Source organism: Fibrobacter sp. UWT2, assembly GCF_900142545.1.
Lineage (GTDB): Bacteria > Fibrobacterota > Fibrobacteria > Fibrobacterales > Fibrobacteraceae > Fibrobacter.
This window is the reverse complement of the sequence record NZ_FRBF01000003.1, coordinates 99517-114334: the sequence shown is the minus strand read 5'-3', so window position 1 is coordinate 114334 and position 14818 is coordinate 99517. Positions and strand designations below refer to the sequence as shown.

At 49.8% G+C, this 14818-nt stretch carries 7 protein-coding genes; 3 read left to right on the top strand and 4 right to left on the bottom strand.

Going from position 1 to position 14818, the window contains the following annotated elements; all coding sequences use genetic code 11:
• Nucleotides 1–6: 6 nt before the first annotated feature.
• Together ftsY and BUA40_RS02820 are read right to left on the bottom strand one after the other, a co-directional pair.
• A complete protein-coding gene (ftsY, locus tag BUA40_RS02825; RefSeq protein WP_072798115.1) occupies nucleotides 7–930 on the bottom strand; it encodes a signal recognition particle-docking protein FtsY in 924 nt (307 codons plus the stop codon).
• Nucleotides 931–951: 21 nt separating this feature from the next.
• Nucleotides 952–1533, bottom strand: coding sequence for an ATP-dependent Clp protease proteolytic subunit (locus BUA40_RS02820; RefSeq protein ID WP_072798113.1), 582 nt, complete (start codon nucleotides 1531–1533; stop codon nucleotides 952–954).
• 155 nt (nucleotides 1534–1688) lie between these two features.
• Between BUA40_RS02820 and BUA40_RS02815 the strand changes: the two genes are divergently transcribed.
• The 3 genes from BUA40_RS02815 to BUA40_RS02805 are packed head-to-tail and all read left to right on the top strand — an operon-like array spanning nucleotide 1689 to nucleotide 5768.
• Nucleotides 1689–2417 carry a lysophospholipid acyltransferase family protein gene (locus BUA40_RS02815; RefSeq protein ID WP_072798110.1) on the top strand — a complete coding sequence of 243 codons (729 nt, stop codon included), beginning with the start codon at nucleotides 1689–1691 and terminating at the stop codon, nucleotides 2415–2417.
• Nucleotide 2418: 1 nt separating this feature from the next.
• Nucleotides 2419–4797 carry a ribonuclease R family protein gene (locus BUA40_RS02810; RefSeq protein WP_072798108.1) on the top strand — a complete coding sequence of 793 codons (2379 nt, stop codon included), beginning with the start codon at nucleotides 2419–2421 and terminating at the stop codon, nucleotides 4795–4797.
• 38 nt (nucleotides 4798–4835) lie between these two features.
• A complete protein-coding gene (locus BUA40_RS02805; RefSeq protein WP_072798105.1) occupies nucleotides 4836–5768 on the top strand; it encodes a rhamnan synthesis F family protein in 933 nt (310 codons plus the stop codon).
• Between the two features lie 27 nt (nucleotides 5769–5795).
• On the opposite strand, the gene BUA40_RS02800 is transcribed toward BUA40_RS02805, so the two are convergent.
• Nucleotides 5796–6785: a hypothetical protein gene (locus BUA40_RS02800; protein ID WP_143149672.1), complete on the bottom strand. Its 990-nt coding sequence runs from the start codon at nucleotides 6783–6785 to the stop codon at nucleotides 5796–5798.
• Nucleotides 6786–6920: 135 nt separating this feature from the next.
• A complete protein-coding gene (locus BUA40_RS02795; RefSeq protein ID WP_072798101.1) occupies nucleotides 6921–14732 on the bottom strand; it encodes a T9SS type A sorting domain-containing protein in 7812 nt (2603 codons plus the stop codon).
• Nucleotides 14733–14818: the final 86 nt, after the last annotated feature.

The following is a 14818-nucleotide window of genomic DNA, read 5'->3' as shown; positions in this document are numbered from 1 at the left end:
CCTATCTTACTGCTCGTTTTCTTCCAGAGCGTTTTCGAAAAGGCCTTCCACGTATTCAGCCTTGCTGAAAGGCACCAGCTGGTCGATGCGTTCGCCCATACCAATCCAGCGGATAGGAATCTGGAGCGAGCTTGCAATCGAAAGCACTGCGCCGCCACGGGCCGTACCGTCGAGCTTGGTCACCACGAGGCCGGTGAGCGGGAAACTCTGGTTGAAAATCTTCGTCTGGTTGATGGTATTCTGTCCGGTGTTGCCGTCGATTACGAGCCACATGTCGTGCGGCATGTCGGGGCTTACCTTCTTGATCACACGGACAATCTTCTTGAGTTCTTCCATCAAGTAGTCTTTGTTGTGCAGACGGCCGGCGGTATCGATCAGTACCACGTCGCAGCCGCGGGCCACCGCCGCATTGCAGGCATCGAACGCCACAGCCGCAGGGTCAGAACCTTCCTGATGCTTCACAAATTCGGCACCAGAGCGTTCGGCCCAGGTTTCAAGCTGGTCGATGGCTGCAGCACGGAACGTATCGCAGGCCGCAATCATCACCTTCTTGCCTTCGTCCTTCAGGCGGGCGGCAAGCTTACCGATTGTCGTCGTTTTACCGGCGCCGTTCACGCCAATCACAAGCACCACGTGGGGCTTACCCTTGAGTTCAAACGGCGGCGGGTCCTTGAGCAGGCGTTCCGCTTCGTTTCGCATGATATCAAGCACCTGTTCGGTCGTTAGCGACTTGCCCAAGGCCTGTTCGCGCAAAGCATCCGTCAAGAGGAACGCAGCTTCGACGCCCACGTCGGCCTTGATCAGGTGTTCTTCGAGTTCCTCAAGAGTGTCGTCTGTAATTTTGCCTGCACCGACAATACCCTTGAGTTCGCCCATCAAGGCGTCGCGGGTCTTGGCAAGGCCACTCTTAATGGCAGAAAAAAGTCCCATTCGAAAATTTCCGTAAAATCGTTAAACGATGCTTTCGACCTTGTCGACCAGGCCGTAGGCCTTGGCTTCTTCGGCGCTCATAAAGTTGTCGCGTTCCGTGTCGCGGTCGATTTCTTCCATGGTGTGGCCAGAGGTTTCAGCAAGAATCTTGCCCGTAATGTTGCGGATACGGAGCATTTCTTCGGCCTGAATCTGGATATCGCTTGCGGGGGCGACAATTTCACCGTGAATGAGCGGCTGGTGAATCATGATACGGGCGTTCGGCCAAGCATAACGCTTGCCCTTCGCACCCGAAGTCAAAAGCACGGCGCCCATGGAGGCTGCCTGGCCGCAGCAAACCGTGACCACATCGCTCTGGATAGCGTTCATGCAGTCATAAATGGCAAGGCCGCTAGAAATCACGCCACCCGGGCTGTTGATGAAGAAATAGATGTCTTCGTGGTTCAAGGAATCCAGGTACAAGAGTTCCTTCACAATACGTTCGGCGCTTTCGTCATCGACACCGCCCCACAAGAAAATTTTGCGCTTGGAGGCAAGGAATTCTTCAGCCTTCTTCATGATCTCGGAAGGGGCATTCTCTTTCTTTTCGTTGCAATCTGCCATAATAAATCCTTTTTGTTCAGGTACAATTTAGAAAATTCAATATATTATCGTCTTTTCGCACCCGTTTGTAAACAAGCATATTTTTTTCAGTTTTATGTTCCACTGCCCATAAAAAATATACATTATGGGTGAAAACCCTTATTTTTAGGACACTTATGGCATTTTTCCGTGCAATTTTCTATTACCTGTTCATCGCAGTCGGGCTTTTCGTTGTTGGCATTCCCTTCATGTTCTACAAAGGCGTTCTTTGCAGGCGCTGGGCCGACAGCACCCGCGTATGTATCCCATTTTTCAATGTGCTTTTCAAACTCTCGGGAATCAAGGTCGAAATCGTAGGCAAGGAAAACATCCCGGACCACAAGAAATTCGTGCTTATCGCGAACCACCAGAGTTTTTTGGACATCAATGTGATTTGGCCATCGATTACCATGACATCGTTCATTGCGAAGGCGGAACTCTGGAAGATTCCCGTGTTCGGCTGGGTCTTGACTAAAATCGGCTGCATTCCGGTGCACAGGAACCCGCGCAAAAATCTGGGCATGGGCGCCACAGTGAAAAAGCGCCTCGAAGACAACGTGACGATTTCCGTGTTCCCCGAAGGCCACCGCAGCAACGACGGACACATGCTCCCGTTCCAAAACGGCATTTTCCGCATGGCCAAGGAAAACGAATTCCCGCTCCTGCCGGTGACGATTGTCGATAGCGGCAAGCGGCTTTCCAAGACCAAGTGGGCACAGACTCCGGGTGTGGTCAAGATCGTGGTTCACCCGCTGCAGACGCCCGAAAGCTTTAGAGACAAATCCGTCGCCCAGTTGCGCGACGAAATGCACAACATGATTTCATCCGCTTTGCCTTACAGACAAAACGCCCAACAGGAGGCTTAGTATGGCCCAGCATTTACCTAGTGAAGAACAGATTATTGCCATTTTACGCGACGAACCGATGGTCGGTAGCCGCCTGCGCAGCGCACTCGGTCTCCCCAAAAAGCAGAAGATGGCCTTTAAGCAGATGCTCGCCGACATGGTGGACCGCGGGCTTTTGAAGCGTACCAGCCACAAGGAATACCAGCTGGGCGATGGCGAAACTGTCGAAGAAAAGCGCGAAAAGCGCGTGAAGAAGATTGCGGAACAGTACCCCGAAGACAATCGCCGTCCGGGTGCCCGCAGCCGCAGGCAGAACGACAAGGAAAACGAAACCCGCGTGAAGCGCGGCATTCTGCACCAGACCGGCGAAGAAGAATGGGAAGTGCACGAACTCGATACCGGCAAGGTGTACGAGATGTGCCACCGCAGACAGGCCCCGGGCAAGGAAGGCGAAACCATCAGCTTTACGCTGTACCCGCACCCGAAACTCAAGCACAGCTACCTCGCCAAGGTAGACCGCACCGCCGAAGCCATGAACATCAGCTGGGACGAAGTCAAGACCAAGTTCATGGAAGATGCGAACTTGCCGAAGGACTTCAGTCCCGCTATCAAGAAGTATGTGGACGGCGTCAAGGAACCGTGCGGCAAGGACTTCAAGGGCCGCGTGGATTACAGACAGCTCACGATTCTCTGTATTGACCCCGATGGTGCCATGGACCATGACGACGCCATTAGCGTGGAACGCACCGCAAAGGGCGGCTACAGGCTGGGCGTGCACATTGCCGACGTGAGCTACTACGTGCCGGAAGGTTCCGAGCTCGACGAAGAAGCTCTGGAACGCAGCTACACGCAGTACTTGCCGTGGACCGCCGTGCCGATGCTCCCGGAAAAGCTTTCGAGCAATGTATGTAGTTTGCACCAGGGCGTTGACCGCTGCGCATTCACTTGCATGATGGAACTCGACAAGCACGCGAACGTGCTCAGCTGGGATTTCCACCGCAGTATCGTGAAGATTACCAAGTCCATCACCTACGAACAGGCGATGGAAATGATGAAGAACGGCGACGACGATATCAAGGCGCTCGCCGAAGTGACCGCGCTCCTGAAACAAAACCGCACCAAGGACGGCCTGCTGGAATTCCAGAGCACCGAATTCGGCTGCAAGTTCAACGAAAAGGGCGAACCGGAAAAGATTTTCCCGCGCACCACCGACGAATCGAATTCGTGGGTGGAAGAATGCATGCTCATTGCGAACAACTGCTGCGCCAAGGAACTCAAGAAACGCAAGCTCCAGGGCATTTACCGTATTCATGAAGCGCCGGATACCAAGGACATCATGGAATTGTACTACATGTACCCGGATCTGTTCAAGGATTCTCCGGTGATGTTGCGCGACCTGGGCAAGCCCCGCAGCGGCGACACGAACTTGAACCCGACGGCATTCAAGCTTTACGAACACTTGGTGAAGCGTGCCGCGGGCGACGAGACTTTGACCAACCGCATTCTGCGCAGCATGCAGAAGGCACATTACGACAGCAACAGCTTTGGCCACTTCGCCTTGAACTGGCAGGACTACGCACACTTTACCAGCCCGATTCGCCGTTACGCCGACTTGTGGTGTCACCGTGAACTCGCGCGCAAGGGCGCCGAAATTACCGCCGAACGCAAGAACAGCGTGATCGAAGTCTGCGACCTGATTTCGGCAAACGAAGTCAAGAACCAGAAAACCGAACGCATTGCAATCAAGGTGTGCAGCTGCTGGATTTTGAAGAGCCACATCGGCGATGACTTCGAGGCAACCGTCTCGGGCATCGAGGAATGGGGCATCTACGTTTCTATCGCAGACCCGATTGCCGAAGGCCTGGTGCGCTTCCGCGATATCGCCGGTGACGACTTCTACGTATTCAATCCGGATCAGGGACTTGCCTTCGGCAAGAAGAGCGGGCGTACGTTCCGCCGCGGCGACAAGGTGCTGGTGCGCCTTTTGAGGGTGGACCCTCTGCGCGGTCAGGCGGACTTCAGCATTATCGAAAAGCTCTCTAGCGAACCGAAGAAGCGCCGCCGTCAGGGTGAAGATGACTACCGCAACCGCGACGTTCGCGAACGCGCTGACCGCGCCGCCGCGGCGGAAGCCCTCGGTTACGTAAGCCAGCCCGACGAAGACTTTGACGATGACGTTCCGGAATTCGTTTCGGCACACAGCCACATGAACCGTGGCGGCCGCGGAAAATCCCGCGGCGGCAGGTTCGATTCTAACGCTCCGAGTTTCGAACGCCGCGGCTCTCGCAGCAGAGGCGGACGCAACGATCGTGGCGATGACCGCGAAGGATTCCACGTCGCAAGCAAACCGCGTAAGGGAGGTTCCCGCAAGGGTGCCGGTCGCAGCCAAAGAAGAAGGTAAACCACTGTCTACCGTCTACTTCCTACTGTCTACTAACTATGTCCAGCAACGGTAAAGTCATTCTCTATGCAAGCTACCAGACCGGGGAAAATCTCCCCGGGTATGTGCAGTTTGCGCTGAAGCACCTCGCCGAAACAGACTTTACCGTCGTGCTGCTCACGAACAAGCGTCCGCTTTCGGCAGAGACGATGAAGTTCCTGGAAGACAACGGAATCAAGCTTTACCTGACCGAAAATCATGGGTTTGATTTTGGCATGTGGCGCCGTTTCCTCAAGGACCTCGCCAACGGCCGCAACAACCTCGTGGAATTCAACAGCATCACTCGCCTGCTGCTCGTAAACGATTCTATCGTATACTTCCAGAACAATTTTGCGGACTTTATCCGCCGCGCCGAATCAAGCACCGCCGACGTGGTATCGCTTACGCAAAATGACGAAGTACGCCCGCACTTGCAATCGTTCTTCTTGTACCTAAAGCAAGAAGCCTTGGGCGCCTTCTATTTGCACCTGCTCGAAACGCCGGAACAAGAGACTTTCTACGACGTAGTAAACCGTTTGGAAATTGGCATGGCGAGAGTCTTCGACGAAGCCGAGATCCAAACAGCATCGCTTTTCAACACGCATTTGCCCGCTATGTTCGCCTACCCCGAGCTGATTGCGCAGGGCGGCGGATTTATCAAACGCAAACTTTTGCAGTGTCGCTTCGACTTCAAGGAAAAAGTCCACTTTATTCGTCACGGAGCCTACAAGGCATTGAACGAAGATTACCACAAGCTGGTGGTGGACGCGATTCTTGCGCCAGACTTCAAAGAAGAATGGCTCCCGAAGCCCCTTGGCAATTCGGCAACTCAGACCATCGACAAACTTTGGCAAAAAGCATTCCACAAAGTAGGCTGGCCCGTACTCAGGACAGCCATCAAGACCAAATACAAGATTCTGAATAAGAAGCTCGAAGGCGACGAATACAAATAAAAATGGCCCGCACAAGCGGGCAATTTTTTATTTCACTTTGATAAATGATGTCACTTGGATAGAATCTGTTTCAGAGCGCTCCGTTTCATAGTGAGTGTATTTCAGAGTCCATGTAACTGTCGTATCCGATTTCAAGTCCACATTCACAAGGTAATAGGTGGATTCCCTTACCTCTATCGTTTCGGGCCAATGCTTCCAATTTAATTCACTACCTAACGCAGTGGCAACCGTATCCAAAGGCATCAATTCTTGTTCCAATAAGGGCAATCCGTTGAACTGCAAAGACGAGTACGTCTTGATTTCTATCTTAACATCGTCCCCACCAGTAAAGTCAAGCGTATCTAAAAGCGAACGCATTTCTGTAGAATCAAATGCATTTGGGGCGACATAAATCTTTTCAGGCGGAATATAATCCAACACTCGGTTTTCGCCATAGTTAATAAAGGTCGTGTCATTCACGCAAACTAGCTGTTGAACATGAAAGGTATCCTTGTAGAGCGTGTCGTGCACATGAACATACACGACATTGGTATCCAATTTAATCGGCACATATTCAACATAGCAGCACTTCGTAGCAACCAAGGTCAAGCCGCATCTCGGCATTAAGCTTGCAAAATTAGGCGACTTTCTGCAAGAGAAGGCGGTGTCGCCTATATTGCAATTCAACAATTCAGACCATTCGGTCACCGTATCAAGCGTTCCCTTGTAATATGTGCGATAAACAAAGCTGCTGTACGAAGTCGTATCGTAAAGAGTGTCGTAAACGGTGTCCTTGTAAATTACCAACGTATCGCGGAGTACAACCGTATCCATTACGTACGTGGTTTCTGGCGGCACTATAATCGGATCAATTTGTATGCCAGGAGGAAACAACGTGTCAAGAGTAGATGTATCAGGAAGCAAAACAGGACTAGGAGTCGTCACGGTGTCAGGAGTGGCGGCACCCGGATTTTCTGGCGGGTAGGGATTCGTCGCTTCGATATTCAAAGAACATGCCCAAAACAGGGCAGCAAACAAAAACGCCCCTAAAGACAGAAATGCTTTTTTTGAGATAACGAGTTTCACCAATCCTCCTGACTTCTTTTGTTAAAAAAATAAAAATATCCCTGCAAAACAGGGATACCTTGTTTGCAAACTGCAAAAATGCGTGACTTATCGCACGAGAATTTTGACTGTCTGCTGTTTAGAGCCTGCGCGGACGCGGAGCATATAGAGGCCTGTCTGCGGAGCGTCCAGCACCAATGCGTTGGCACCTTCCAGCGTCTTTGCCGTAACCGTAGAAATCACATGACCCTTCATATCCAGGATGTCGACACGCGCATTGGTGCCGGCAAGGCCCGTTGCCTCAAAGCTCACCTTCAGCTTGCCGCCGAGCCTTGCCGTGCGCAGGCCCTTAAGCATATTCTTCGCTACGGTCCTTGCAGCAGGCGCCACACGCACCGTAGCCGTCTTGGCAGTCGACTTCAGGTAAACCTTGAGCGGCATGCCTTCCTGCATTTCGGTCGTATTGCCGTCCACCGTTACAAACACGCGGTAGCCATAAGCCTTCACACCATCGATACCATCAATGGTCAGGTAACCTACGCGGTCATTGGATGCAGACAAGGCAATAGTCCATTCCATTTCATCGGACGCTTCCTTAATGGACTTCGCCAAGGCGCGCTTGCCCTCGACAATTGAAAGGTTCACATGGTCGCCCATGCCTTCAGGCGGTTCGTCAGCATCGACCGGATTCAAGCCGGCGCCCAGAATATTCCAAGAATCCTGCTTGCCATTCTTGTCCGAAAGCTTGACCTGCAGAGTCCAGCGGTCCTTGGTCGAGGCCTTCGCAAGGGCGCACTTTTCAAGCGGAGCCGCATCGGGCGGAAAGTACGGATCGGCAGACACCTTCCAATCGGTCTTCTCGGAAACCTGCACCCACACGGCTTCGTACGGGCCAATGCTCTTATATACCGGGTCGTAATGACCTTCCTCGGCATTCCATTTATAGAACATCACTTCCGATTCTTCGTCTACATCCTTGACCATTTCCGGATAATTCGCAAACAGGTCTACAGCCCAACCGTGCGGATTAGCCACCAGGTTCCAGCCCGTATTCGCACTATCAAGTTTCCAGACAAAGTCATTTTCCTCATCCTCAAGGTCGTCACGCACTACAAGCGGGCGACCTTCCAAAGAGTTGTACCATACGCCAACAGTCGCATCAACAGGTTCATTCAGGTCTAACCGTTTGTACTGCCAGAACTCACCCAAGCCCTGTTCATCCCACCAGTAGAATACCTGGTCGCCATCCTTCTTGATCGAAGACATGTCCACAGCCGAGAGTGAAAGCATCTGCCAGCTATCCGCCGCAACGGAAGCAATTTCCGGGTCAACAGAGAAGTCTCTGCTTAACGTATCTTTCAAGCCCGTCTGGTCTTCGAGAGTCACGACCATCCTATAGTTACCCGGCTTTCTCATAGGGAAAACAAACGCCGTATCATAGCCCATGACAACAGAATCGCCAAGAGCAAAGCTTCTAACAACTGAATCCTTTACAGTATCATAGATTTCCATCAAAGCCGAAACATTGCGTCTTACTTCGAAATCGCTCGCCTTGAAGCTCAACTTGAACATGACACCGTTGCTATCCAAACGAGACTTCACGATTTCCAGTTTCGTCTTGTTTTTCCAGCCGAAGTAGGCCTTGAGCGACACACTGCTGTCCAAAACTTCGGGCATCAAGTCACCCACAAAAAGCACCGTATCGACACTGCCACTGCGCAGCACCACCAAGGAATCTAGCACATAGACAGAAGTATCTACGCCCGACGCCTGCACCCTGAATTTGTGGCCATTCATTTCCAGCGGAACAAACATGGTGCCTTCATCGGTAAAGTCGCGCTTAATTGTCTTGTCCTTGTCATCTTCGACAAACCAGACGCTTCCATTTTCCTGTTCAATCGCAAGCTTCATGAAGTCACCCGCACAGCTATCGAGATTCGTCGTCCACTTGGCATAAAGCAGTTCGCTAATACTGCGACCCTGGGCGTTGCCCTTTGCGCGCAAGTCGTTCAACAGATCCTTATCAAGCACCGTAAGCAACTTATTAGAAGTCGAATCAATGGTCCAACCGGCAAGGCACTTTGCCGAATTGTAAGCGATTGTCGGGAGCACCAAGGCAGAATCCGGATTTTCAGTGGCAAGCGTATCGACCCAATCGCTACCGAAGAACACCTGGTCTTCGGAGTTTTCATTCAGCACGAACTGCACGCGCTTATCCTTCAGTATGTTCGCCTTGAGGCCGATGGATTTTCCGACAGTATAGCGGACATCATTTTCAAGAATTTCATCCAGTTCGCCATCCTCATCCAAGACGACAATGGCACGCCTATCGTCCACTTCGATTTCGTTCGAATCGTAAATCATTTCTACTCTAAATTCAAAGAGACCCTCTGCAGGCAACAGCAACGAATCCGAAACCAGGTAATCGAATGCCTGGCCGCTGAGATCCCGCATCAGCCTGAACGAACTGACGTCTTTGCTCTTGTTCACTATGCGTTTCACACCGGCATTTGCATCTGCTTCCCACACGGCATACAGCGTATCGGGCAAGTGGCCATAGGCCTTCGCATACGCAACATAGTCATCTTCAAAATACTTATCGAATTTCAAGTGGGTCATCGGCGTATAAACAAAAGCAACCGGGCCCTGCTGCTGCGGTGTAGAGCCGTCTTCAAAACTCCAACCCTTCAGCTTGTAACCCACGCGGTAAACATCCGTCGTAATCGGCTCGTCCTTTTGGGCTTCAACTTCTAGCATTGTAATACTAGAGCCATAGAACACAGTATCTACATTTCCATTGATCCAGAACTGCTTCCCGTTCAATGCCACCTGCGTTTCCATCGTCACAAGGAAATCAGAAACATTCGATTTTCCCACCACGATAGAATCGCCTTCGATAGCCACTTCATGGTAAATGCCATTCACACTATACTTGACGTTGATACCGACCGCCTCGTAACCCAAATCAACAACGCTGTTGGCGGAATCGATAAAGAACTTATAGCCAGACATGTTTGCCGGCAACTCAAACGCATTGCTACCAAGCAAGTGTTCATACTCAACGCCGTCAAACACTTGCTTCAGCATGACCTTGGCAGTCGTATCGCCGCTCGCAATCATAACACCCGCGGCAGGCTGGCTAGCGCCGCAATCTTTCCAATTGGCCTGCAACTCTGTAGGAGCATCGGGATCCAAGCTTAACGCAGACGCCGCATAATCGGCATAAAGCGTCATGATCTTAGGCGGCTCCGACGCCGGAACAGCTGGATTATACTGAGTCACAACAGACCAACCGTCGAAACACTTGTCGGAACGGTACGGCACCCACAAATCTGTAGAAACGACAGTTTCATCAAATTCGAACTTGCCCGACGATGATGCATCCATCGGGAAGAAAAGATTGCCTTCGTCTTCGGCATTCGTATTCAAGTCATAAGTCACATAGAACGGGCCCGTGACCGTATACTTGACCCCAAGCTTCATGTCTTGATTCGCCATATAGGCCGGTGCAATCACCAACTTACCCGTCAATGCGTCATAGCCGAAACCAGCCGGAGGTTCAGTTGAAACCGTCTTACCCGTAGGATCATACCAGTTAAAGTTTAAACCCGTCAGTGTCATGGTATAGCCGGGTTTCGGTTCAAGCGAAACATTGAAGGTCAAGGTGTCATCGGCCTTAGGCAAATACAAGCAATGGTTGAAACTACTATTCGCAGTACCTGCGGAAATATCGCACAAGCTCGACACCTGCGTCAGATCATCAACATCCGCACCTACAACCTGAGAAAGAACGACGTTTCCATAGTAATCCGTTTTGCCAGTCAATTCATTGCCATCTTCATCATAAGCAACAACACGGAGTTTCGCGACTTCGCTAGTAGTCGTACTTACAAGCGGATACACCGAAATTTTAGACGAAGTCGGATTAATTTCACCCAACATCATAGACGTCAAATGATCCGACCTATCAGCATTCGCAGAGACCTGAGCCATTGCAGAACCCCATTCGGCAAGGCTATATACATTGTCCTCACTCTTCAGCACATACACACGAGGGAATTTCTCTTGCGATTCAACGTTTATTCCCGTCTTCGTTGCCACCCAGTCACCGCCAAGGACAACGGTCTTGGAATCAAACGGTGATAGATCGAAGGAGACGGTGTAATTGATGAGGGCGGTGAGCACCTGACTCGATGTAAACCCTTCTGTCAACGAAACAACTTTTCCGGTTGCATCAACAATGGCCACATCCGCTTCTTCTACACCCGCATTCGAGGCAACAGCAGCCTTTACAGCTGCAGCCGCGCTCATTCCATCCGCATTCAATTTTCCCGAAGCATCCGTAAATGCCGTAAGCCCAGCAGCAAGAATAGAATAATCAATGGGGCCATTATACTTGTAATAATATTCATGTACCGGTTCTAATCCAGCACCATTTATTTGCTGGGCATCCGTTATTTGTTTCGTCTGCACCACCACCAAATGGTTCGGCTTGTCAGACGCTCCCGCAAAAACCGGGAAATCACCATCGCTCACCCATAAATCAGGTTCACCTTCAGCTTCCAGATTATAATTCATCAAAGCGGCCAAAAGTCCAGATTCCATATCCGTTTTGCTTGCAACGCCATTTGCCGTTCGCTCTACCGGGTCATACGAACCTATAGAACCCGCAAAGAAGTCCACATAGGTATTGTCCGGCACCGTAAGTATTCCGTCATAAGTATCATTCCTATGGTAGCCCATCGTACCCGTTGTACTTATCGACGTTGTAGAATTGCGCACGTTACCATAACAGTAACCTGTAGCGCCTTGCATCCAAGAATCGGCATCATATGATATAAAATTCGCCATAGCACCCACACCAAGTTCAGCTTTATCATCGCCAACGTGATAGTTATTCACGATTCTCGATGCATCCGTCAAACTAGAGGCAATATTACCAACGATATAGCCAAGCTTATCTGTGTTATTACTTACATTAAGTGCCTCGCTCGACACTTCACCAATAGAATACGTATTCTTAATTGTTAACGCAACGGAATACCCATTCGACGAGGTTTCCACCATACCAACGAGGCCACCCACATAATTATTAGTCACGTTACCAGGAGTCAATTGCGAAGACAGGTTTGCTACATTGCTTTTCACAAAAGACTTCTCTATGGTCATATCTGGCGTACTTGCGTAACCGACAAGGCCGCCAAGCTTAGCATTCGGGCCCTTGCCAGTCACATCCCCCTCGAACGAAGAATTTTGAATACTGATGGTTCCTGCAGCATAACCGACAAGGCCGCCTACCTGGGATGCGGCATGGACTATTGATTTTTCAACCTTGACATTAGAAATGGTTACGCCCGAAGAAGCTTCTGCTGCAATAACACCGGCTCCAGTGAAGCCCTCGCCTGCAATATATGCATTTGTAAACGTCACATTGCTTATAGACAACGATTGGTATCCAGCATAAACAAATCCCGAATGATTTGTAGACGTCTGGCAAAGACCCTTGACCGTTTCATTATTACCATCAATCACAGTGGGGCCCGAAATCGTCTCGAACTGCATTAAACATTTGCCCGTGGCATCGCGGCCACCAAAGTCAAGCGACGTTCCAAGCTTTAAAGTATTGCTCAAGTAATTATTTTGATATTCATACAGAACACCATAATCGCAAGAAATAGGCACTTGGTGGAACTCGTCCCATTCACAAACATCATCATCATACAGACCAGCTTCAACATACCAATACTTGGATTTATATGTATGGGTAGCGTTGTCATCAGCCCCTTGAGAAATCGTACAAACATCAACGCTACAATCCAAATAGAAATAAGCACCATTATTAAGGCCGCCAACATCATCAAAGGTTGCAATTTTCGGATTAGCAAAGAACGGCTCTATTGTCACACTGCTGTACGGCATTGTAAAGGAGTACACGTCTCCAGACGCATCCTTAGTCACCGCCACAGGGGTCCCATCTTCTTCGGTAACCTTGATTCCACCTAAGAAATATCCGTCTTCACTTGCCGGAGTCCCAGTCAATTCCACTCGAGTTCCGTAGGCTGCACCAGCGATACCAACATTTGAAGACACGCTCCCCCCTTCCATAGTGGGAATCGTAACATCGTACTTTACGCTAGGATCCATCACAGTTACAACAAAATCAAGCCCTTTCGCCGTCGACCCTGTCGTGTTTTTAAGTTTTATAGCCATCGTCTGGCCAGAACTAAATACGGATCCGATATTATAATCGCCATAAGCATTGGTTGTCTTAAGTTCGCTCCCCGATTCGTCACCATCGTAAATAGTTACACTTGAGCCCCATACATTAGCGACACCTTTCAACTGCAACAGCTTTCCTGAAGGAGCTTGCAATACAAGAACACCATCAACACTAGCGCTCATGAACCCGTCTTTTCCACCATCATCATACACATGGAAGGATGTCACTCCTGCAGGGATATCAATAATGGTTTTCCCAGACGCAGGCACATTCGCATACAAGCCACCATCTGCAGTCCAATCGGTCGTGAACTGCGGTTCAACAAACACATCACCATAAGGCATCTCAAATTCTGCAGATGTAACGAACGAAGACGGAAGATTCACCTTCACGGGGGTTCCATCAGAAGATGTTACGACAAGACCTATAGGAAGATACGCGTTACTATAAGTAAGCGCCACAGAAACATTATCATGATACTCGGCCTCAGTTAACAAGCAACTCGCCGAACCACCTACCACATTATTAGCGGTTTGAATTTCATGAGTTACTGTCGGATCTATAATGGCCATCTTAAGATCGATATCTGCATTTCCACCACGATAACCAAGAGTCAACTTATTGGTAGAAGTTGCGAGAACACCGACATCTGTTGTTCCGGATTTCGACAGCAAGAGTGTTCCGCCGGTCTTAGCACCATCATAAACATTGATTTCAGCAGTCAAGCCCGAATTTTGCACCACGTTTCCCGTCACCTGAATGACTTTGCCCGTCGGCGCCGTGACAACAAGAGTGCCAGATGTATTTTCAGAACTTGCGCCATTGCCTTCACTGTATCCACCATCATCTTCAACCTTAAACGAGGCAACACCGGCAGGAATCGTCACCTCCATGGTGCCAGTTCGAGGCAACACAATTCCAAGACCATCTTCTTTGGTTTTAGCATTAGTAAAAGTCGGGGTTACCGTAACATCAGAGCCACGCATGACAAAATACGGATTGGTATTATACCATAAATCATTGAGAACTCTTACAGGATACTTATCCGTTCCTTGAATAGTAATTCCATTAAGCATATAGCCTGTATTGGGACTTGCGGACAAAGAGACAGTTGTACCAATTTGAGCCGTTTGCGGCGAAGCCGTGATTGTTCCTCCAGTTACATTCGGAGTAATCGAAACGCTATGAGTTTCCGTAGTGCTCGACACAACTTGAACCAACAGATCAAGACCATCGAATTGGAACGAATTATCTGACTTAAAATAGAGAGTTACCGTTTCCCCCTTGCTGGTTGCTGTTATGTAATACGGTTCCCCATGAGCATTCGGACTAAAGGCCTTGGATTCAAGCATATCTGTTGACGAGCTATTGCCATCATAAATAGTCAAGTAATCCGGAGCGTTATTAGCAATCGCATAGAATTGCGATTTCAACACGCCCGTCAGAACCAACTTTTTATTTGTCGGAGCAGTTATTTCAAGATAGCCCGAGGCATTAGCACTATAAAGACCATCACGTCCACCGTCATCATAGACCTTGAACGAAGTAACGGAACTGGTAAGGGTTAGCGATTCAGACCCGCTCGAAGGCATATTGATGTAATAGCCATCAGTGGAGTTTCCCGACAAGCTAGCGGCATGAATCGTTACGGCAGTGAGGAATACTGCCACGAAGAGAAACGCATATGAATTCTTTTTCATAAAAACCATCCTCAACATCTATCCAATTGTAAATCTAGGAAAACATTTTCAAAACTTTACGAAAACGGTCCTAGGTGTCAGGACGA

Excerpts from the sequence above, each read along its gene's own strand:
- BUA40_RS02805 (WP_072798105.1), top strand. The coding sequence starts at position 4,836 with ATGTCCAGCAACGGTAAAGTCATTCTCTATGCAAGCTACCAGACCGGG.
- BUA40_RS02820 (WP_072798113.1), bottom strand. The coding sequence starts at position 1,533 with ATGGCAGATTGCAACGAAAAGAAAGAGAATGCCCCTTCCGAGATCATG.
- ftsY (WP_072798115.1), bottom strand. The coding sequence starts at position 930 with ATGGGACTTTTTTCTGCCATTAAGAGTGGCCTTGCCAAGACCCGCGAC.
- BUA40_RS02810 (WP_072798108.1), top strand. The coding sequence starts at position 2,419 with ATGGCCCAGCATTTACCTAGTGAAGAACAGATTATTGCCATTTTACGC.
- BUA40_RS02795 (WP_072798101.1), bottom strand. The coding sequence starts at position 14,732 with ATGAAAAAGAATTCATATGCGTTTCTCTTCGTGGCAGTATTCCTCACT.
- BUA40_RS02815 (WP_072798110.1), top strand. The coding sequence starts at position 1,689 with ATGGCATTTTTCCGTGCAATTTTCTATTACCTGTTCATCGCAGTCGGG.